Source organism: Mycobacterium conspicuum (assembly GCF_010730195.1).
Classification (GTDB): domain Bacteria; phylum Actinomycetota; class Actinomycetes; order Mycobacteriales; family Mycobacteriaceae; genus Mycobacterium; species Mycobacterium conspicuum.
Genome location: NZ_AP022613.1, coordinates 6,171,701 through 6,190,321 on the forward strand (window position 1 = coordinate 6,171,701; position 18,621 = coordinate 6,190,321).

Below are 18,621 nucleotides of genomic sequence, written 5' to 3' on the forward strand. Positions count from 1 at the left end.
CCGATGTCGATGAGACGACGTCTGCGTAATCGGCGGACAACGATTCCTGCGGAATCCACGGAGGTGACGGCCGAGGAATCGCAAGATTCCGCGGAGGTGACGGCCGAGGACTCGGCCGACACGGAGGTGGCGGTTTCGAGCGAGGCCGCGACCGAGCAGGCCCGCGTCGAGGAACCGGACGAGACGCCGACCGAGTCGGCGGAATCCGAGGCGACTGAAGAATCCGAGGCGGCGATTCCCGCCGTCGAGCGGAGGCCGTCGCGCCTCGGTCTCGCGTGGGCCGCCTGCCTCACCGTGGCGCTCGTCTTGTTCGCCGGCGGCGTCGGGGTCGGCGGCTACTTCGCGCTGCGGGCCCACCGCCAAAGCCAGACGACGGCGCGCAACACCGCGGCGGCGCTGGAGGCCGCGAAGATCTGCGTGGCGGTCACGCAGGCGCCGGACACCAACGCGATGGCCGCCAGCGAGCAGAAGATCATCGACTGCGGCACCGACGTGTACCGCAGTCAGGCGCTGCTGTACACCAGCATGCTGGTGCAGGCGTATCAGGCCGCCAACGTTCATGTTCAGGTGTCCGATGAGCGGGCCGCCGTCGAGCGCATCAACTGTGACGGCTCGATCGACGTGCTGGTCGCGCTGCGGGTCAAGGTCTCGAACGACCAAGCCAAAGACCAGGAATCCGGCTACCGCCTGCGGGTGAGGATGGCGCCCGCCGACGGCCAGTACAAGATCGCCAAACTCGATCAGGTGACCAAGCCCGACCAGGTGACGAAGAAGTGCTGACGATGGTGGTCGAGGAGACTCAGGCCACCGAGGTCATCGCAGAGTCATCGCAGAATAGCTTGGCGCCCTGGCAAATTCGCGTCGGCGCGTTCGCCGTCGACGTCCTGCCGGGGCTGGCCGTGGTGGCCACGATGCTGTTGGTCTCCTTCACCGTCCCGCCGCGCGGCGTGTGGTGGTGGGTGAGCATGTCGGTTGCCGCAGTGGCCTTCCTGCTGGTGTTGGTCAACCGCCTGGTGCTGCCGACGGTCACCGGGTGGAGTTTGGGGCGCGCTGTCTGCGGAATCGCGGTGGTGGGGCGCGATGGGCAATCTCCCGGCCCATGGCGACTGCTGCTGCGGGACCTGGCCCATCTGCTCGACACCTTGTCGCTGTTCGTCGGATGGCTATGGCCGCTGTGGGATTCACGACGCCGGACGTTTGCGGACATGTTGCTGCGCACCGAGGCGCGAGGCACCCAAACACAAGACCGGCCGGCCCTCGTGCGAAGGTGGATGGCGGCGACGGTGCTGACGTGCGCGTGCGTGTGCGTAGCGGGGGCGGCATTGAGCTACGCGGTCGTGTACTCCCGCGAACGGGCGACCGATCAAGCGCGTCAAGAGGTTTCGATTCAGGGGCCGAAGATGGTCGCGCAGATGCTGACCTACGACCCGAAGACGCTGCCCGATGACTTCGCGCGGGCGCAGTCGTTGGCCACCGACAAGTACCGGCCGAAATTGGTTGAGCAGCAAGAGATCGTGAAAACGGGCCACCCCATCATCAACGAATACTGGCCCAACGACGCCGCGATTCAGTCGGCGACGCCCGATCGGATCACGATGCTGCTCTTCATGCACGGCCGGCGCGGCGAGGGCGCCGAAGAACGCTACATCACCGCAACCGTCCAGGTGGTTTTCGCCGACGGCCCCGACCACCGTTGGCGCGTCGACGACCTCACCGTCGTGGCCAAGCCGAAGCCGCCGGGGAACGGAAAATGAGTCCCCGACGCAAGTTTCAGCCCGGCGAGGAGGCGCTCCTCGTCGCAAACCCGACGCGGTCGCGGCGCCGCTGGGGATTGCCGCTTGCGGCAACGGTTTCCGCGCTTCTCATGGTCGCGGCGCTCACCGTGTCCACGATGATGCTGATCTCGCATCAATCCCGGGAGCGCGCCGCGGCGAAGGACCGCGCGGTGCTCAGCTATGTCAGATGGTTCATGGTGGACTTCACGTCCATTGATCCGTTTCACGCCAACGCTTACATCGACCGGATCATGGCCCAGGCCACCGGCGATTTCGCCAAGCAGTACCACGACAAGGCGAACGAGATCCTGCTCCAGGTGGCTCGCGCCGAGCCCACCACCGGTGCGGTCCTCGACGCCGGCGTGGAAAGGTGGAACGACGACGGCAGCGTCAACGTGTTGGTGGCGACCGGCGTCACCTCGAAGTCGCCGGATGAAAAGCAGGTCTTCGAGAACACCAATCGTTGGACGGCAACCGCCAAGCAGGAAGGGAGCCAATGGAAGATCAGCAACCTGCTGCAGGTGATCTGACCATCGACCCGGCGGAGAAAGACGACGCCGCCGAAGAATCGGAACAGGCTGAACAGCCCGACGATGATGCCGAGGCGGCGCCTGCGAGCTCCGAGGCCGCCGCGATGCGGACCCGGCGACCGGCCGGCAAGCGGATCGCCGTCGTAGTGGCAATCGCGGCCCTCCTGTTCGTCGGGTCCGCGGCATTCGCGGGCGCGACCCTGCAGCCCTACCTTTCCGACCGCGCCGCCGTCGCAACCAAACTGACAGTTGCGCGCACCGCCGCCAACGCGATCACGGCGCTGTGGACCTACACGCCGGAGAACATGGACACCCTGGCCGACCGCGCCGCGATGTACCTCAGCGGCGACTTCGCGGCCCAGTACCGCAAATTCGTCGACGCGATCGTCGGCCCCAACAAACAGGCCAAGGTCACCAACCACACCGAAGTCACCGGAGCCGCGGTGGAATCGTTGGACGGCCCGAACGCGGTCGCCATCGTCTACACCAACACCACGTCCACCAGCCCGCTGACCAAGAACGTCCCGGCGCTGAAATACCTGTCCTACCGGCTGATCATGAGGCGCGACAAGGGCCACTGGCTGGTGACCAGGATGACGACCATCACCTCGCTGGATCTGACGCCGCACGTCTAGCGGGACCGATGGCCCCAAGGCAAATCGCATCGCCGGTATCCGAGCGGTCGACCGTGATCGCGCTGCTGCTGCTGACCTTCGCGACCGGGTTGGCCGATGCCATCAGCATCCTGGTCCTCGGCCACGTGTTCGTCGCCAACATGACGGGCAACGTGATCTTTCTCGGGTTCTGGCTGGCCCCGCGGACCAACATCGATCTGACCGCGGTGGCGGTGGCGCTGCCGACGTTCGTCTGCACCACGATCGTCAGCGGCCGGTTGGCGCGGCATTTCGGGGCGCGCACGCGGCAGTGGATCACCACGGTGCTGGCGACCGAAATCGTGTTGCTGCTGGCGTTGTCGATCCTGGCCGGCACCGGTGCGCTGCACTACCACGACAACAGCAAACTCATCATGATCGGCCTGCTCGCGGTGACGTTCGGGCTACAGCACTCCAGCGCGCGTCAGTTCGGGATTCAAGAACTCTCCACCACCGTGTTGACCTCGACGATCGTCAGCCTGGGTCTGGACAGTCATCTGGCCGGTGGCACTGGTGAGCGTGAAAAGCTGCGCGTCAGTGTGGTTTTCACGATGGGCGCCGGGGCTTTCCTCGGCGCCACGATGTCACGCATTGTGGTGGCACCGGTGTTCGCGCTGACGGCGGCGGTGGTGGCGGTCAGCATGCTGATCTTCCGGTTCGGCCCGGACGCTAGTTGAAGGCCAGCCAGCTGGGCAGGCCCCGCTCGTGCGAATCGCAGAGCACCTCGCGGGTATCGCAGGATCCCCGTGGCGAACCCGCGCCGGCCCACATGCCGCCGGTATCGCGGCGCAACACGATGGCCGACGACCCGCCGCCGTCGAGCAGGATCGCGGTGTCGCTGCCCAGGCCGCGGAACAGGTCCTGGATGTTGTCCGGGGTGTAGCTGCCGCCTTCGAAGACGTACATCTCGTCCTTTTGCTTGGCGTAGGCGATGGCCGTTCGCGCCGCACTGGGCCCGGGGTCATGCAGCTGCCCGGTCCTGCCGGGGGACAGCAGACCGATCCCGGAGACCGCGACGAACCTCTCACCCTTATTGAGCAGGTCGGCGACCACCGGGGTGGCGACGTCGTAGTCCTGGGTTCCCCTGGGCCGCAACACATACGGCGCGCCGCCGACGGGCATGATCATCGTCGACAGCGCGCTCCAGCTCTCGCCGCCGCCGGACAGGCCTTGCTTGCCGGGGTAGGCGACGGTGCCCGTGACCGCCTCGTTGGCGCGGCCCTGGCCGTGGGTGTTGTCGACGAAGGCGCCCAGCGGGGAAGAGCAGCCGGTGGTGCGCCACGAGCCGCCCTTCTGCGGGCGCACGTCGAAGAAGTTCGCATTGATCGCGATGGTCGGTTGACCCATCCGCTGCCACGCCTGCAGTGGTGTGTAGACCTCGGACGCTTGCAGCAGGCCCTCGCCCGTGCGGGCTCCGGGATTGCTCTCGCAGCGCGCCTGATCACCCTGGTGGGTGTCGACCAGCAGGTGCGGCTGTAGCCGTCCGGCCGCACTCTTGATGATCATCAGGTGCCCGCCGCTGTTCCCCTCGTACCAGCTGCCGCCGGCGTTGAGCATCGGCATGGGATGGCCGGCGCCGAAGTTGTAGACCAGATATGAACCCTGGGTGGTGTTGATGGCGTTCGCCAGCATCTCGCGGCCGTCAGCGGCGTGTGCGACCGGCATGGCGAGCGTCGCGCACGCCGCCACGGCGGAGCACCAAGCCGCCAGCCGGCGCAAGCTGGCCATGGGGGGAAGCACGGCAGCCCTTTCAGCACTGATGAAGTGGGACCCAAACAGGATCAACCATGCAGGTCACGACCGAGTGACACTTCGGCCGCGCAGCAATTACGTTTGCACGCTGGGGCTTTCGTCTTTGCCTTGCCGGGCTTGATGTTGCGCTTGGTGTTCGGCGGCGATCGCTAGTTCGGCTGCGCCCTGGATCCGGTGAAAGCCCTTGCGGTCGTAGATGTTTGTGATGACGCCACCCACCAACAGCCCGATCACCAGGCCCAGGGCCGTCATCAGCAACGCCTGGGTCAGGCCGGCGTCCGCGCGGCCGTTGAGATAGAGCAGCGCACGCACACCCAGGAACACCTGGTGCATCGGCTCGAACGCGGCCAGCCACCGGAAGAACGTCGGCACCGCTTCCAACGGGACGGTGGCGCCCGCCGACGGTAAGCCGAGGATGACGAAGACCAGCATGCTGAACAGCATTCCCATGGAGCCCAGCACCGCGATGAGTGAGCTCGAGGTGATGCCCACCGCGCTGATGGCGAACGCCCCGTAGAGCCACAACTGCCAGCCAAGCGGAATGGGCATGTCGAGCCGGTGTGCGATCGCCAGGTAGACCGCCGAAGTCAGCAACGCTAACAAGACCATGATGGCCCACTTGACCATCAGGGTTTGCAAACGCGAGATCCTGACCTGTTCGGCGAATCGGTACACCGGGCCCCATTCGGCCGGCGCGTAGCCGAGCATCGAATCCACCAGCGTGCTGACCACGATGCTGCCGGTGAATCCGGCCAGCAAGAGCAAGAGCGCGTAATAGAACGCCGACAATCCATTGCCGGTGCCGTTCGGCAAGGGGTTGTACACGGCCGACCTGACGTCAATGGGGTTGGCCAGCACCGTCGCCGATGCTCCTGTCAACGGCGCTCCACCGATCTGCTCCGTGACTTGAGCCGAAACACTCTTGCCCACTTCGCTATTGGCGAGCGCCATGGCCTTGGTCAGGGTCTGGCCGGCGATGCTGGAACCGAGCGTGCCGGCACGCTGATTGGTGAAGATGGTGACGGAGGGCCGCTCGGCATGCGTGGGTGAAACGGCGCTTTCGCTGAAATCGGTCAGGTTGGACGAGAAGGTCGGCGGAATGAGCAGCTCGCCGTACACCTTCGCGCTGTCCAACTGCCGCCGGGCGTCGTCGTGGCGCAGTACCCGGATGTCGTAGGTGTTCTTGTCGGCCTGATGGACCAGGCCCTCGACAAGCTTTGCACCCCACGGCCCGGCGTCCTCGTTCACCACGGCGATCGGGAAGTGGCGCAGATTAGTGATCGGATTTACGATCCCGCCCAGGTACAGTGCCGCCAGCGCCGACATCACGGCCAGCGTGGCCAGGATCGGGAAGGCCCAAAAGCGAACGGTGCGTAGCGCTTTGATGTTCGCCTTCGGGTTCGGCGCAGCGTGGGTCATGCTGGCTCCTGTCTAAATCTTGATGGCCGGTATCAACCTGTCGAGGCTCCAGAGCCGGTCCCGGCGGGCGCACAGGGCTGAGATCGCCAGCGCGGCAGCCCAGATCGTGAACAGCACGATAATCGCTTGCCACAGCCGGTGGTCGATGCCGCCGAGGATGAGCTGTCGAAGTCCGTTGACGCCGTAGGTCATCGGGTCGAACCGATGCAAAAATTGGAACGGCTTCGAGGTGGTCTCCACGGGGTACATGCCGCCGGCGCTGACCAACTGCAGCATGAGCAGTGCCATGATCAGCACCCGCCCCACCGCGGGGCCGACGACCGCGTTGATCGCTTGTGTCGCGCCAACGAACGTGCAGGAAATCAGCATCATGAAGGTCAGCATCGCGACCGGATGCGCCGAGTGGACGCCGAGGGCGAAGCGCACCACGCAGTACAGGATGGTCGCCTGGAATAGCGCGATCACGGCGGCGGGGAGATAGCTGGACAGCGCCACGCGGAGGGGGATCACCTCGGCGGCGATCGCGCGGTTTTGCAGCGGCCGCAATATCATCCATAGCACCAGCGCGCCGAAGAACAAGGCGAGGGTGAGGAAGAACGGCGCCATCCCGGTGCCGAAGTTGGGCGCGGCGTTCTCATGTGTGGTGTCCAGACGGACCGGGCCGCCGATGGTGTCGGCGATGGCGTTTTGTTGCTGGGTTGTCCAGTTGGGCAGCTGCTTTGCGCCTTCGCCGAGTTTGGTGGCCAACTCGGCTGAGCCCGTTCGCAATTGTGTGCTGCCGTTCTTCAGCTGCACCGCACCGTCGTCGAGTTTGCCTATGCCGGTCGCCAACTCGGCGCTGCCGGCGGCGAGTTGTTCGGCGCCGCTGCGCAGCTGGGTGAGCTTGCTCGTCAGGTCCTGGTTCCCGCGGCCCACCTGGTCGAGAGCGGACCGCAGGGGCCCGGTGGCGTTCTGCGCGTTGGTCAGCTGCTGGCGGATCTGGGGCGTGAACTGATGGCCGCGGAGTTGATCCTGGATGCCGCGCAAGACGCCAACGGCGTTGGCCGCCACCGGATCCGGGCTCGCGGACAGCTGATCTATCACCTGTGTCAGCTGGTTCGCGGCGCCGTCCTGTGCGGCGGCGATGGTGCCGATCTGGTCGGAGGCTTGTTGCAGCGCGGTCGCGCCGCCGCCGACCTGTGAGAGCGCCTTGGTGACGGCCAGCAGCGGGTCGGTGGCCGCGTTGATGCTGTCCGAGAGTTGCTTGGCGCCGTTGGCGACCTGTGTCGACCCCGTCCTGGCCTGGTGCAGACCGGTAGAGAGTTGCCCGATCCCGTCGTCGAGCTGAGCCGCGCCGTCGGCGAGTTGTCTGGCTCCGTCGGCGGCCTGCTTGATCCCGGCGCCCGACGAAACAACCACGGACAGAGCCTGATTGACCGCCTGGCCGGAGATTCGGGTGGACACGGCGTTGAGCACCTGGTCGATGGCGGTGCGTCCGATGCTGGACGAGATGTAGTTGTTGGCGTCGTTGTAGACGGCGATGAGTTGGGCTTTTCTCGGTTGTCCCGTGACCGGCGAGGCGATCGCCTCGCTGAAGTCCGGTGGCAGCTCGAGCATGAAGTAGTACTTGCCGTGGTCGACTCCGCTGCGGGCCTCTTGCGGGCTCACGACGCGCCAGTCCAGGCTGCGGTCGGCGGTGAGGCTTTTGGCGATCTCGTCGCCGGCGTTGAACTGTTGACCGGAGACCGACGCCCCGCGGTCGGAGTTGACCAGCGCCACGGGCAGCTTGTTCACGTGCCCGAAGGGGTCCCAAAACGCCCAAAGATAAAGCGCCCCATAGACCAACGGCAGCAGCATCAGCACCACGATGGCCACCCGCGTCAACCGGCTGCGCCCGAAACGCTTGATCTCCGAACCGAATGCGAGTCCAGCCAACATCGTCAGTCCCTTTCGATCAGGATTCGGTGATCGTGCAGATCGTGTTCGGGTGCGTCGCTGCCGAGCGGGTTGGTCACACCGACAACGACGGTGCGCGTGGTCGCGATCTCACCGAGCCGGCCGACGGCGAGCGCGCGCTCCGCGTTGTCGCGGACCTGTTCGAGGTCGCCGACCACCAGGATCGGGCGATCCGACATCAGCGCCAGGGTGATTCGCAACAGGAACAATTGCAGGTCGGTCAATTCGACGATGAAGCTGGTCGGGGTTGGCGGCGTGATGGCGCCGAACACGTCCTGCAGTTTGTCCTGGCCGGCCTCGATCGGGATGCGGGAGTACCACTTTGCGAGCCACCGGCTCTGTTCGGCGAGCACGGTCTGCACCGTCACCGATTCCTCGAGCTCGTCGATGTCGGCGAAGGCGGCGATCACACAATGCCGGCGGATGGCGCGGGGCTGCGTGTCGCCGAGCACGGTCACGGTGCCGTGGGTGGGCTTGAGGCGTCCGGCGAGCGTCAACAGCAGCGCGTCCTGGGGCGGCCCGCCTGGCAACTGGATGGCGTGCAGGCCCGACGTGAGCTCGAGGTCGATGCCGGCGAACAGGGGGCCGTGTTCGCCGTCCACCCCCAGGCCCTTCGCGGTGATGACCACCGGGGCGGTTTCGGGTTCCTGCTCGTCCGGTGCGTCCATGCTCAGAACGTTATCCACAGTTGGCCGCTTATCCACAGATCTGCAGGCGGGCCTGTTGTGTGCGAACGTATGTTCGATAGCGTTGGGGCATGGGCTTTGTCAGCGGCGCAGCGGCACGAGAGCGGATGAGTGCTGCCCTGGATGCGATCGACGCCGCCCACGACGTGTTGCGGGAGACGTCTTCGGATCTGGTCGGCAGCTCGTTTCGCGTGCAGGTCGCCGAGCGGCTGGAGACTCAGGAGCGGGTTAACCGCGGTCTGATGTACCGGATCTTCGCCGAGATCGCCGATCCGCCCGACGAGACCGGGTTCGTGCCCGCGGTACGGGACACGTTGTGGGCGCGGCTGCGGATCGCTCCGGGGGAGATCACCCGCCGGTTCAAACTGGCGGCGCGCATCCGACCGCGCCGCTCGCTGACCGGGCCGCCGCTGCCCGCCCCGCTGCCCGAGCTGGCCGCCGCCGTACAGGCCGGCGACGTCGGCGAGGACCACATCCGGGTTGTGTGCCGCGCCCTGGACGTGCTGCCGGCCAGCGTGGCGCCCGCCGAGGTGGCCAACGCCGAACGCCGCCTGGTCGAACACGCCGGGCGCGTGGACGCCAAAGTCGTCGAACGACTCGGCCAACGCATCGCCGACTACCTCAACCCCGACGGTGTGTTCACCGACGCCGACCGCGCCCGCCGCCGCGGCTTGCATTTGGGCCCGCAAGGCCCCGATGACATGTCGCGGATCAGCGGATGGATCGACCCCGAAGCCCGCGCCTACTTCGAAGCCGTCGAGGCCGCCGTGCGGCCCGGCCGCCACCAACCCGACGACACCGAGCGCGACGAGCGCACCCCCGCACAACGCTGCCACGACGCCTTCAAACTCGGCATGCACCACGCCATCGCCTCCGGGCAGCTCGGTGTGCACCGCGGCCACCCGGTGACCGTGGTGGTCACCACCACCATGGCCGAACTCAACCAAGCCGCCCACGCCGTCGCCGACCCCACCATCGCCATGCCCGCACCCGCGCGCACCGGCGGCGGCTCGCGGCTACCCATGCCCGATCTGATCCGCATGGCCGCCAGCGCGATTCACTACCTAGCGGTCTTCGACGACCACACCCAACGCCCGCTGTACCTGGGCCGGCAAAAACGCATCGCCACCGCCGACCAACGACTCATCTGCCATGCCCGCGACCGCGGCTGCACCCGACCCAACTGCCTGGTGCCCGGCTACCGCTGCGAAGTCCACCACTGCCCGGACTGGGCACACGGCGGCCGCACCGACGCCGACAAACTCTTCTTCGCCTGCGGCTGCGACCACGCCGCCACCAGCCGCGGCGACCTGCACACCCAAATCACCAACACCGGACGCCTCGGCTGGACCAACGGCAACGAACCACCCCAAATCAACCACGCCCACCACCCCGACGAACTCCTGCGCAACGACCCCGACCCCTAGCCGCCGAGTTGTGCCCGCATCTCCCAGATCAGGACCTCCGAGGCGGCGTCGGCTTCCAGCCGGCGACCGTCGGTGTCGGTGAACCGGACGGCATCCCCCTCGTCGAGGATGCCGGCACCCTCGAGGTCGAGCCGGCCCTTGGCGACGAACACGTGCAGGTACGGCGCCGCGGGCAGGGCGACGGCGTCGCCGGGCCGCAGCCGCGCGGCGTGCAGGGCGGCGTTGCGGTTGTGCAGGGTGATGGCGGCGTCGTGGCCGGGTATGCCCGAGGCGACGGTGACCAAGCGGCCATTCAGGGCGGCGTCGTCGATCTCGTGCTGCTGGTAGCCGGGCATGATGCCGGTCTCGTCGGGGATCACCCACATCTGCACGAAATGCACTGGCTCCGTGAACGAATGGTTCTTCTCCGAGTGCAGGATTCCGCTGCCCGCCGACATGCGCTGCGCCAGACCCGGATAGACGACACCGTGGTTGCCGGCCGAATCCCGGTGTGCCAGTTCGCCTTGCAGCACCCAGGTGACGATCTCCATGTCGCGGTGGGGGTGGGTGTCGAATCCCTTGCCAGGCTCGACGATGTCGTCGTTGTTGACCAGCAGCAGGCCGTGGTGGGTGTTGTCGGGGTCGTAGTGATCGCCGAAGGAGAAGGAGTGCCGGGAATGCAGCCAGGAGGTTCGGGTGACGGCCCGGTCGCCGGCTCGGCGGATCGTTACGGTGGCGGCCATGGGTTCAGGGTAGTGCCGCCAGCAGCCCCTGGGCGTGGCGCAGCGCGTCGTCGAGCCCGCCGAGCGTCAGCCCGGCCGAACGGCCCAGGTGGATCTCGATCTGAAACTCCGGCCGGCCGTCCTGCCCGAAGATCGGCAGCACCACGAATTCCGTTGACGCGAGCTCTGTTTCGAGCGCATCGGTCACCGACTCCAGCGTCACCATCGTCATCAGCGTGGTCAACTGGCGACTCACTTCCGCGGTGGGCTGCAGCGAGGCCAGCACGCTGGTCAGCCGGTGGTGTAGCGACTGGTGGGTGTCGTCGAACCGCCAGGCGCCATAGCCGCGGGCGCGGATATCAGCGAGCACCCGTTGTTGCTGCGCGATCTCGGCGCGGCTCAACCGCGGCCGGACCCCCTGCAGCCAGGTCCGCACGAAATCGTCGTCACGCCAGGCCATCGCGACCAGGCCGAAGGGCGGGTCGATGGGGAAGCGCTGCCCGACCGCGTGCTCCCCGTCGGTGCCGTGGCCGACGCTATCGACCGTGATCAGGTGTCGGTCCCCGATCTTCGACATCGAACAGCCCGCGCCGAGCGTCTCGTGCAGGTAGGTCAGGGCGTCGCGCCCCCGGTCCAACAGGGGAAACTGCCTGCGCAGCCCGTGGACCAGTCGGAACAAGCCGCTGCCCAGCGCATAGCGGCGGTCCTCGCGGCGCGCCACCCACGCGCCGCGTTCCAGCTCGGCGAGCAGCAGGGCGCACGTCGAGGTGCTGATCCCGCAGGCCTTCGCCAGCTCGGCCGACGTCCGCCCGCCGGGGGAATCCGCCAGCGCGCCGAGCACATCCATCACCCGTGCCGTGGGCGGCGACTTGGCGATTGACGCGGCGATGGCCGGCTCCTTACCCTCTTCCTAAATATAGCTTTAGCAATCCTAATATTAGGAGACTTCCTCGTGTTGAAGGTCGGCGTCTGGGGCCCGGGTTCGATGGGCGTGATCGCCCTGCGCGGCGTGATCGACCATCCGCAGCTGGAGCTGGTCGACGTCGTCGTGCACAGCGACGCCAAAGCCGGCCGCGACGCCGGCGAGCTGTGCGGCATCGCGCCCGTCGGCGTGGTGGCCACGCAGGACCCGGCCGCGCTGCTCGCCGGGGACGCCGACGCGGTGGTGTACGCGGCCGGCGCGAACCTGCGGCCGCTGGACGCCGTCGCGGACATGGCGTCGATCCTGCGGGCCGGCAAGAACGTGGTGTCGTGTTCGGTGGTGCCGTTGGTGTTCCCCGACGCTGTCGACTCCGCGTTCACCGACCCGCTGCGGCAGGCCGCGCTGGACGGCGGGGTGTCGTTCTTCACCACCGGCATCGACTCCGGCTTCGCCAATGATGTTCTGCCGCTTGTGCTTACCGGAGTATCCCGGGTGATCGAGTCGGTGCGGGTGACCGAGATGTTCAACTATGCCACCTACCCGGACAAGGCCGCGGTGTACGAGATCCTCGGATTCGGCAAGCCGCCGGAGTTCACCGCGTTCGCCGCCACGCCCGGCGTGTTCACCTTCGGCTGGGGCCCGGTGCTGCACCAGCTCGCGGCCGGACTCGGGACCAAGATCGACCACGTCGAGGAAACCAACGAACGCATCCCCGCCCCCGAGTCGTTCGACACCCCCACCGGTCACATCGCGGCCGGAACGATCGCGGCGATGCGCTCGACGCTCACCGGGTATGTCGGCGAGAAGCCGACCTTCGTCCTCGACCACGTCACCCGCATGCGCGACGACATCGCCCCGGACTGGCCGCAACCGCACATCACGATCGAGCCCAAGGACCTGGGCTACGGCCTGGCCAGCGGCCGCGGTCTCTACCGCGTCGAGATCGAGGGGTCACCCGCCATGCGCTGCGAATTCGAGATGGCCGACGAGCACGACCACGATCTGGGCGCGCGCATCGCGGGCTCGTCGCGCATGGTTAACGCGATCCCCGCGGTGTGCGCGGCGCCGCCCGGGCTGCTGTCCGCGCTGGACCTGCCGCTGGTCACCGGGGCGGGGCTGGTGCGCCCGGTGCCCGGTCCGTCGCCGGACAGCCGCCTGTTTTGACGGCCCGCCGGGTTGGAGGCCCGGCTGTTCAGCCAGCAGGCGCCGCCCCCGGCGACCAATCCGATCGCGATGCCGATGTCGGGGCGCTGCCCGAGCATGAACCAGGACAGCACCGCGGCCACCGCGGGAATGACGGCGAACAGCATCGCCACCGGGGTCGCTCCGTGCACACTGATGGCGCGCACGTAGAGGCTGACCGCGAGCGTGGCATTGAGCAGCACCACGCCGGCGATCGCGACGGTGGCTTTGACCGCGTCGTGCACGGCGTAGGGCGTGAGGATCGCGAGCACTCCCGCCGGAACGAGCGCCACCGCGTTTTGCATCGCGCTCATGGTGCGGAAGTCGACGCCGACGCAATACCGCTGCTGGTACACGCCGCCGATCGAAAGGCCAAGCAGCGCAACGGCAAGCAGCACGATCACGGGATCGATGCCGTGCGTGGTCATCAGGCGTCGTGCGCACGCGGCGAGCACCGCGACGACACCGAGGGCCAGGGCGGCGATCCGCGCCGAGCCGAGCGGCTCGCGCAGGAATGTCGCCGCCAGGATCGCGGTGATGACCGGATTCATCGCGATCACCACCGCACACAGCACCGCGGGCGCGCCGAGCAGCACCGCCTCGTAGAGGCAGCAGAATTGCACGGCCTGGATGAGCAGACCCGCGACGACGACATGACCGAACCGCGCGCCGCGCGGCCAGGACGCCTTGGCCGCGAGGGCCCAGCCCGACAGGATGATGGTGGCCAGGCCGAAGCGCAGCACCAGGACGGCCATCGGCGTCATCGCCGTGACCGCGAGCGTCCCGATGGGATAACCGATCGCGTAGGTGAGCGTCACCGCCGAAGCGGTGGTCAATGGCATGCGCGGCTGGTCCATGGCCCCCATGCTCATGGAGCCGGACCCGCGGCGTCCAACGATTATTGGCGATCGCAACCGATCATGACTGCTTATCACTTAGGGCGCTAGCATGCGCTTTTGACGAAATTATTGATCGTTATCGCTGATCGGACTAGGGTGACGCCATGGCCCAGGTGCTCGACATCGCGCCGCTGCGCAGCCTGGTCGCGGTCGCCGACTGTGGGGGGTTTCACAGGGCGGCGGCCGCGCTGCACCTGAGCCAGTCCGCGGTCAGCCAGCACCTACGCAAGCTGGAAGGCGTGGTCGGCGCGCCGGTGGTCGAGCGCTCCGGGCGCGGCGTCTTGTTCACCGAAGTCGGCCGCAAGCTGTTGCGGCACGCGCGCACGATATTGGCGGCGCACGACACCGCCCTCGACGACCTCGGCGCCACCGAAAACAAGCTGCTGACCATCGGCGCCACCGAGCACGGCGCCGACGTGATGCTGCCCGCGCTGACCAGCGTGCTGCGCGAGCGGCTGCCCGACCGCCGGGCCCGCTTCCGGCTGGACCGCAATGTTTCACTGGCGGACGCATTGGACCGGGGGCTGGTGGACCTGGCGATCATGCTGGACGGGTCCGGGCTGGATCGCGCGAATGCGTCGGGAGTCGTTCAGCTGAAATGGGTTTCGGCGCGCAGCTTCACGGCTCGGCAGGAAGATCCGCTGCCGTTGGTGATCTTCGCCGAGCCGTGCACGCTGCGCGAGCCGGCCTTCGCCATCCTCGAAAAGCATGGGGTTGCTTACGAGATCGCCGCCGAATGCGCCGATTTGGCGGGGCTTTACGCCGCCGTGCGCTCGGGCCTCGGCCTGGCGTTGCTGCCGATGATCGGCAAGCTGCCCGACGGCTTGTGCCCGGCCGAAGGGCTGCCCGCCGCCAACTGCGCCACGGTATTGGTCCGCGGGCGCACCGGCATCGATCCGGATCTGCTGAGCGCCGTGGACGGCGCGGTGCGCGACGTGCTGGCCTCAGGAAGCTGAACAGGAAAGGTGAACATGCCCGAACCGCTTCCGCTTCAACGGTTTTCCCATCTGTGCATCGGCGTCTCCGACATGGACGTCTCGTTGGCCTTCTATACCGGCCTGTTGGGGATGGACGTGGTGTTCGACGTCGCGCTCGACGGCGCCGGGTTGGACGCGGTGACCGGGACCAGCGACGCCGCGGGCCGGATGGTCGGCGGGCTGATCGCCGGCACCATGATCGAACTGCTCGACCTTGGTGACGTGCCCGTCGCCCCCGACGGCCCGCACCGCGGCTACACCAACATGTCGTTCACCGTCGCCGACGTCGACGCGGTGCACCAACGCGTCGTCGAGCGCGGCGACGTGAAATGCGTACCGCCCGTTGACATTGGGGGCGTGCGGATGATGTTCGTCTACGACCCCGACGGCACGCCGATCGAGTTCATCGAGCTGCCCGGCGGCGCCGAGACCACCGAGCAAATGTGGAGACCCGGCGGCTAGCTGCCCGGGTAGTTCGCCGCGGCGAGGGCGAGGATCTCGGCGCGGTCGGCCTCCAGGATGAAGCCCGATTTGATCGCAGTGTCCAGCGCAGCCGTGAAGCGTTCCAGGTACTCGGTGGCCCCGCCCGGGTAGAGCCGGGACAGCGTGGCGGCGTCGAAGGGCTCACCACAACCGAAGAGCCAGGCCATCACGCTTTCCGCGGCGGCCTCCGGGGGGATGATCCCGGATGTCCGCGCGACCGGGACGTCCACCCACGGCGTCCGGACGCCGCCCTGGGCCACGCCGTGACCATCCGGAACAGGTTGCGGCGCTTCGGCTTTGCGCACCTCGAGGGCCGGTGCGCGGGGCGCCGCCTCGCCCGTTGCCACCCAGGTGGTGAGTGCGGCGAGCGCGGCCTGCAGCACGTAATGGTGTTGCGGCGCGAAGTTGATGTAATGCCCGAGTTCCTGACCCATCAGCATCTTGGTCGGCGCGTAGGCCGCCGCCAGGTCGTCAAGCGGCGCCGAGCCGGTGTCGATCGCGGCGACCTGGATCGTGTAGTTGTCGGCGTGCGCGGTGCCGGGAATCTCCCAGACCCGCAACCAATCGTTGTCGGGTTGCCTCGCGGCGTAGTAGCCGGGCGGATTCTCGCCGAAAAGGTCCGTTTCGGTGATGATCGTGACGACCGGGACGCGCAGATCCCGACGGAACGGCACCGCCGCCTGCTCACCGCTGGGCCGTTGCAATTCTTCGATCAACGAGCTGCCGTCCAGCGGGGCGGCCGGCCCGAACCGGGAATGCACCAGGAAGCCGTCGTAGGCCTTGGCGAGCGGATCGACCGCATTGATGTACGTGGTCAAAAACACCGCGGACTGGGACTCGCCGAGCGCGATGACGTGTCGCGGCTGCAGGTCGCCGAGCAGCCCGCCGCCCCGGACAACCCCGGCCACCTGGGAGAAGATGTCGAACGCGTAGGCGTCGCCCGGGTGAATCAGGCGTCCGTACCGGCTCGCATCCTGGGCTTTGAGGGACATGTCGATGCCCATCAGGCTGACGCCGCCGTCCACCCCGACCTTCTGGGCCGACACCGCGACATAGGCATAGCCCGCCCGCAGCACCTCGCGATGCGCCATCATCCACAGGGCGGGCGCGTCGATCCCGCCGCTGACGTTGAGCCACTCGACGAGCACGGTGCCGTTGAACTGGGCTCGGTCTTTCGGCGTCAGCGCCACGATCCGAGTGGTGAAATCGGCCGCGCCCGAAGGCGTTACCCGCCACTGGCCGTCGGCGCCCGGCTCCGATTCCGGGCTGTAGGACGACGCGGTGCCCGAGACGAAGAACTCCTCGGCCGCGTATCCAACGCTGTCAATCTCGAAGGCGCCCAGCAGCAGATTGGGTTTCCCGGGTATGGCTTCGAGCACTGGTTCGGTCATTCGCTAGAGCTTAAGGGGCAACCCGAATTTCGCGAACAACGAGTCGTCGAGGAACGCCACCACGTGCGTCACCCCGTCGGCGCGCATGTCCAGCACGTGCAGTTGAAACGGCACGTGCACCTCACCGGCGCGCATATACATGGCCGCGGCGGGCTGGCCGTTGGCGACCAGCGGGAGCATGCGCATGTCGCCGGGAAGCTCGGCGGGGCACTGCTGGTGGATCAGCGTGATGATGGCCGGCGCGCCCTGGTACCAGCCGGTGTAGGGCGGCATCTCCCAGATGGCCTCGCGGGTGAACAGCTCCACCAACCGGTCGATGTCGTAGGTTTCGAACGCCGCGATGTAGCGGGCCAGGCGGTCCTGCGCCTCGGGGGAGTCCGGGTCCGACAACCGGTCGGCGGGCCCGACGGCGTCCAGCTGCGAGCGGGCCCGCTGCAGCAGGCTGTTGACGGCGACCGTGGTGGTCCCGATCGCCTCGGCCACCTCGGCCGCCTTGAACTGCAGCACGTCGCGCAGCAGCAACACCGCGCGCTGCCGGGGGGAGAGGTGCTGCAGCGCGGCGACGAACGCCAGCCGCACCGACTCCCGGGACCCGGCGATGACCGCCGGGTCGGCCGCGTCCGCGGTCGGGTCGGTCAGGTCGGGCAGCGGCTCCAGCCAGGCCACTTCACGGCGTTCCACCAGTTCTGCGGTGGGGTCGGAGCTCGACGTCCCGAGCCCGGTCGGCAGCGGCCGGCGCTGACGGCCCTCCAGCGCGGTCAGGCAGGTGTTGGTGGCGATGCGGTGCAGCCAGGTCCGGATCGACGACTTGCCCTCGAATCGGTCGAAGGCCTTCCAGGCCCGCAGGAATGTCTCCTGCACCAGGTCTTCCGCGTCGTGCAACGAGCCCGTCATCCGGTAGCAGTGCGCGAGCAGCTCGCGGCGGTACGGCTCGGCATGTGCCGAGAAGTCTCCGCCGGTTGCGCTGGCTGGTTCGGCCCGCACGGTCACGGCCACAGCCTACGCAGGCTCTCTGACATCCGTGTTTACCGAGCCATTACGCTGCCCGTAATGACAACCCGCACTGAACGGCATTTCGACGGGGTCGGCGGCGTGCGCATCGTCTATGACGTGTGGACGCCCGACGTCCCGCCGCGCGCGGTGGTGGTGCTGTCACACGGTCTCGGGGAGTACGCCCGTCGCTACGACCACGTCGCGCAGCGGTTCGGCGCCGACGGGCTGGTCACCTACGCCCTGGACCACCGCGGCCACGGCCGCTCGGACGGCAAGCGGATGCTGGTGCGGGACATCTCGGAGTACACCGGCGACTTCGACACCCTGGTCGGGATCGCCCGGCGCGAGCATCCCGCGCTCAAATGCGTCGTGCTGGGCCACAGCATGGGCGGCGGGATCGTGTTCGCCTACGGCGTGGAACGCCCGGACAACTACGACCTGATGGTGTTGTCGGCGCCGGCGGTGGCGGCCCAGGAGCTGGTGAACCCGCTGATGGCTTTGGCCGCCAAGGGGCTCGGCGTGCTGCTGCCGGGTGTGCCGGTGCAGGAACTCGACGTCGACGCCATCTCGCGTGACCCCGAGGTGGTGGCGGCATACAAGAACGATCCGCTGGTGTACCACGGCCGGGTTCCCTTCGGCATCGGCCGGGCGCTGCTGCAGGTCGGTGAGACCATGCCGCAGCGGGCGCCGGCCTTGCATGCGCCGCTTCTGGTGGTCCACGGTTCCGACGACCGGCTGATACCGCTGGACGGCAGCCGCCGCCTGATCGGGTGCGTGGGGTCCAGCGACGTCGAGTTGAAGGTGTACCCCGGGCTGTACCACGAGGTCTTCAACGAGCCGGAACGCGACCAGGTGCTCGACGACGTCGTTTCCTGGATCACCAAACGGCTGTAATG

General features: G+C 67.7%; 17 protein-coding genes and 2 pseudogenes. 10 read left to right on the plus strand and 9 right to left on the minus strand.

Going from position 1 to position 18,621, the window contains the following annotated elements; all coding sequences use genetic code 11:
- Positions 1–96 precede the first annotated feature (96 nt).
- From G6N66_RS28460 to G6N66_RS28480, 5 genes are read left to right on the plus strand one after another with little or no spacing between them, the layout of a single operon-like run.
- Positions 97–780 carry an Mce protein gene (locus tag G6N66_RS28460; protein WP_232079437.1) on the plus strand — a complete coding sequence of 228 codons (684 nt, stop codon included), beginning with the start codon at positions 97–99 and terminating at the stop codon, positions 778–780.
- Positions 777–1,754: an RDD family protein gene (locus tag G6N66_RS28465; RefSeq protein ID WP_085232061.1), complete on the plus strand. Its 978-nt coding sequence runs from the start codon at positions 777–779 to the stop codon at positions 1,752–1,754. Before G6N66_RS28460 ends, G6N66_RS28465 begins: the two co-directional genes overlap by 4 nt.
- On the plus strand, positions 1,751–2,305 hold the full coding sequence (locus tag G6N66_RS28470) for a mammalian cell entry protein (protein ID WP_085232008.1): 555 nt from the start codon (positions 1,751–1,753) through the stop codon (positions 2,303–2,305). Before G6N66_RS28465 ends, G6N66_RS28470 begins: the two co-directional genes overlap by 4 nt.
- A complete protein-coding gene (locus G6N66_RS28475; RefSeq protein WP_085232007.1) occupies positions 2,272–2,940 on the plus strand; it encodes an Mce protein in 669 nt (222 codons plus the stop codon). Before G6N66_RS28470 ends, G6N66_RS28475 begins: the two co-directional genes overlap by 34 nt.
- Positions 2,941–2,993: 53 nt before the next feature.
- Positions 2,994–3,635, plus strand: a complete 642-nt coding sequence (locus tag G6N66_RS28480; RefSeq protein ID WP_085232006.1) for a YoaK family protein — start codon at positions 2,994–2,996, stop codon at positions 3,633–3,635.
- Here the strand turns inward: G6N66_RS28480 and G6N66_RS28485 are convergent.
- The 4 genes from G6N66_RS28485 to G6N66_RS28500 form a co-directional block, all read right to left on the minus strand.
- Positions 3,628–4,686, minus strand: a complete 1,059-nt coding sequence (locus G6N66_RS28485; protein WP_139825111.1) for a phosphodiester glycosidase family protein — start codon at positions 4,684–4,686, stop codon at positions 3,628–3,630. The two genes, G6N66_RS28480 and G6N66_RS28485, sit on opposite strands and share 8 nt — an antisense overlap.
- Before the next feature lie 99 nt (positions 4,687–4,785).
- Positions 4,786–6,129 carry a YhgE/Pip domain-containing protein gene (locus G6N66_RS28490; RefSeq protein ID WP_085232004.1) on the minus strand — a complete coding sequence of 448 codons (1,344 nt, stop codon included), beginning with the start codon at positions 6,127–6,129 and terminating at the stop codon, positions 4,786–4,788.
- A 12-nt stretch (positions 6,130–6,141) separates the two neighbouring features.
- Positions 6,142–8,046, minus strand: coding sequence for a YhgE/Pip domain-containing protein (locus G6N66_RS28495; protein WP_085232003.1), 1,905 nt, complete (start codon positions 8,044–8,046; stop codon positions 6,142–6,144).
- 2 nt (positions 8,047–8,048) lie between these two features.
- Positions 8,049–8,732: a hypothetical protein gene (locus G6N66_RS28500; protein WP_085232002.1), complete on the minus strand. Its 684-nt coding sequence runs from the start codon at positions 8,730–8,732 to the stop codon at positions 8,049–8,051.
- 89 nt (positions 8,733–8,821) lie between these two features.
- Here G6N66_RS28500 and G6N66_RS28505 point away from each other — a divergent pair, with 89 nt between their 5' ends.
- Positions 8,822–10,177 (plus strand): 13E12 repeat family protein, encoded by a 1,356-nt coding sequence (locus tag G6N66_RS28505; protein WP_163645931.1) that lies wholly within the window; start codon positions 8,822–8,824, stop codon positions 10,175–10,177.
- Here G6N66_RS28505 and G6N66_RS28510 read toward each other — a convergent pair.
- Positions 10,174–10,899 (minus strand): pirin family protein, encoded by a 726-nt coding sequence (locus tag G6N66_RS28510; protein ID WP_085231828.1) that lies wholly within the window; start codon positions 10,897–10,899, stop codon positions 10,174–10,176. The genes G6N66_RS28505 and G6N66_RS28510 overlap by 4 nt on opposite strands.
- 4 nt (positions 10,900–10,903) lie before the next feature.
- Positions 10,904–11,725, minus strand: a complete 822-nt coding sequence (locus tag G6N66_RS28515; protein WP_085231829.1) for a MarR family transcriptional regulator — start codon at positions 11,723–11,725, stop codon at positions 10,904–10,906.
- Positions 11,726–11,830: 105 nt separating this feature from the next.
- On the opposite strand from G6N66_RS28515, the gene G6N66_RS29870 reads away from it, so the two are divergent.
- Positions 11,831–12,964: an NAD(P)H-dependent amine dehydrogenase family protein gene (locus G6N66_RS29870; RefSeq protein WP_085231830.1), complete on the plus strand. Its 1,134-nt coding sequence runs from the start codon at positions 11,831–11,833 to the stop codon at positions 12,962–12,964.
- On the opposite strand, the pseudogene G6N66_RS28525 reads toward G6N66_RS29870, so the two are convergent.
- Positions 12,907–13,839, minus strand: a pseudogene (locus G6N66_RS28525) (DMT family transporter); the annotation flags it as partial. The gene G6N66_RS29870 and the pseudogene G6N66_RS28525 overlap by 58 nt on opposite strands.
- A 146-nt stretch (positions 13,840–13,985) precedes the next feature.
- Here G6N66_RS28525 and G6N66_RS28530 point away from each other — a divergent pair.
- Together G6N66_RS28530 and G6N66_RS28535 are read left to right on the plus strand one after the other, a co-directional pair.
- Complete coding sequence (locus G6N66_RS28530; RefSeq protein ID WP_085231831.1) at positions 13,986–14,837, plus strand: LysR family transcriptional regulator; 852 nt, start codon at positions 13,986–13,988, stop codon at positions 14,835–14,837.
- A 15-nt stretch (positions 14,838–14,852) separates the two neighbouring features.
- The gene (locus tag G6N66_RS28535) at positions 14,853–15,320 is read left to right on the plus strand and encodes a VOC family protein (protein ID WP_085231858.1); all 468 of its coding nucleotides are present in this window, start codon (positions 14,853–14,855) and stop codon (positions 15,318–15,320) included.
- On the opposite strand, the gene G6N66_RS28540 is transcribed toward G6N66_RS28535, so the two are convergent.
- Positions 15,317–16,732, minus strand: a complete 1,416-nt coding sequence (locus G6N66_RS28540) for an alpha/beta hydrolase domain-containing protein (RefSeq protein ID WP_085231832.1) — start codon at positions 16,730–16,732, stop codon at positions 15,317–15,319. The genes G6N66_RS28535 and G6N66_RS28540 overlap by 4 nt on opposite strands.
- Positions 16,733–16,735: 3 nt before the next feature.
- Positions 16,736–17,751 (minus strand): annotated as a pseudogene (locus tag G6N66_RS28545) (sigma-70 family RNA polymerase sigma factor).
- Between the two features lie 31 nt (positions 17,752–17,782).
- Between G6N66_RS28545 and G6N66_RS28550 the strand changes: the two are divergent.
- A complete protein-coding gene (locus G6N66_RS28550) occupies positions 17,783–18,619 on the plus strand; it encodes an alpha/beta hydrolase (protein WP_085231834.1) in 837 nt (278 codons plus the stop codon).
- The last annotated feature ends 2 nt before the right edge of the window (positions 18,620–18,621 follow it).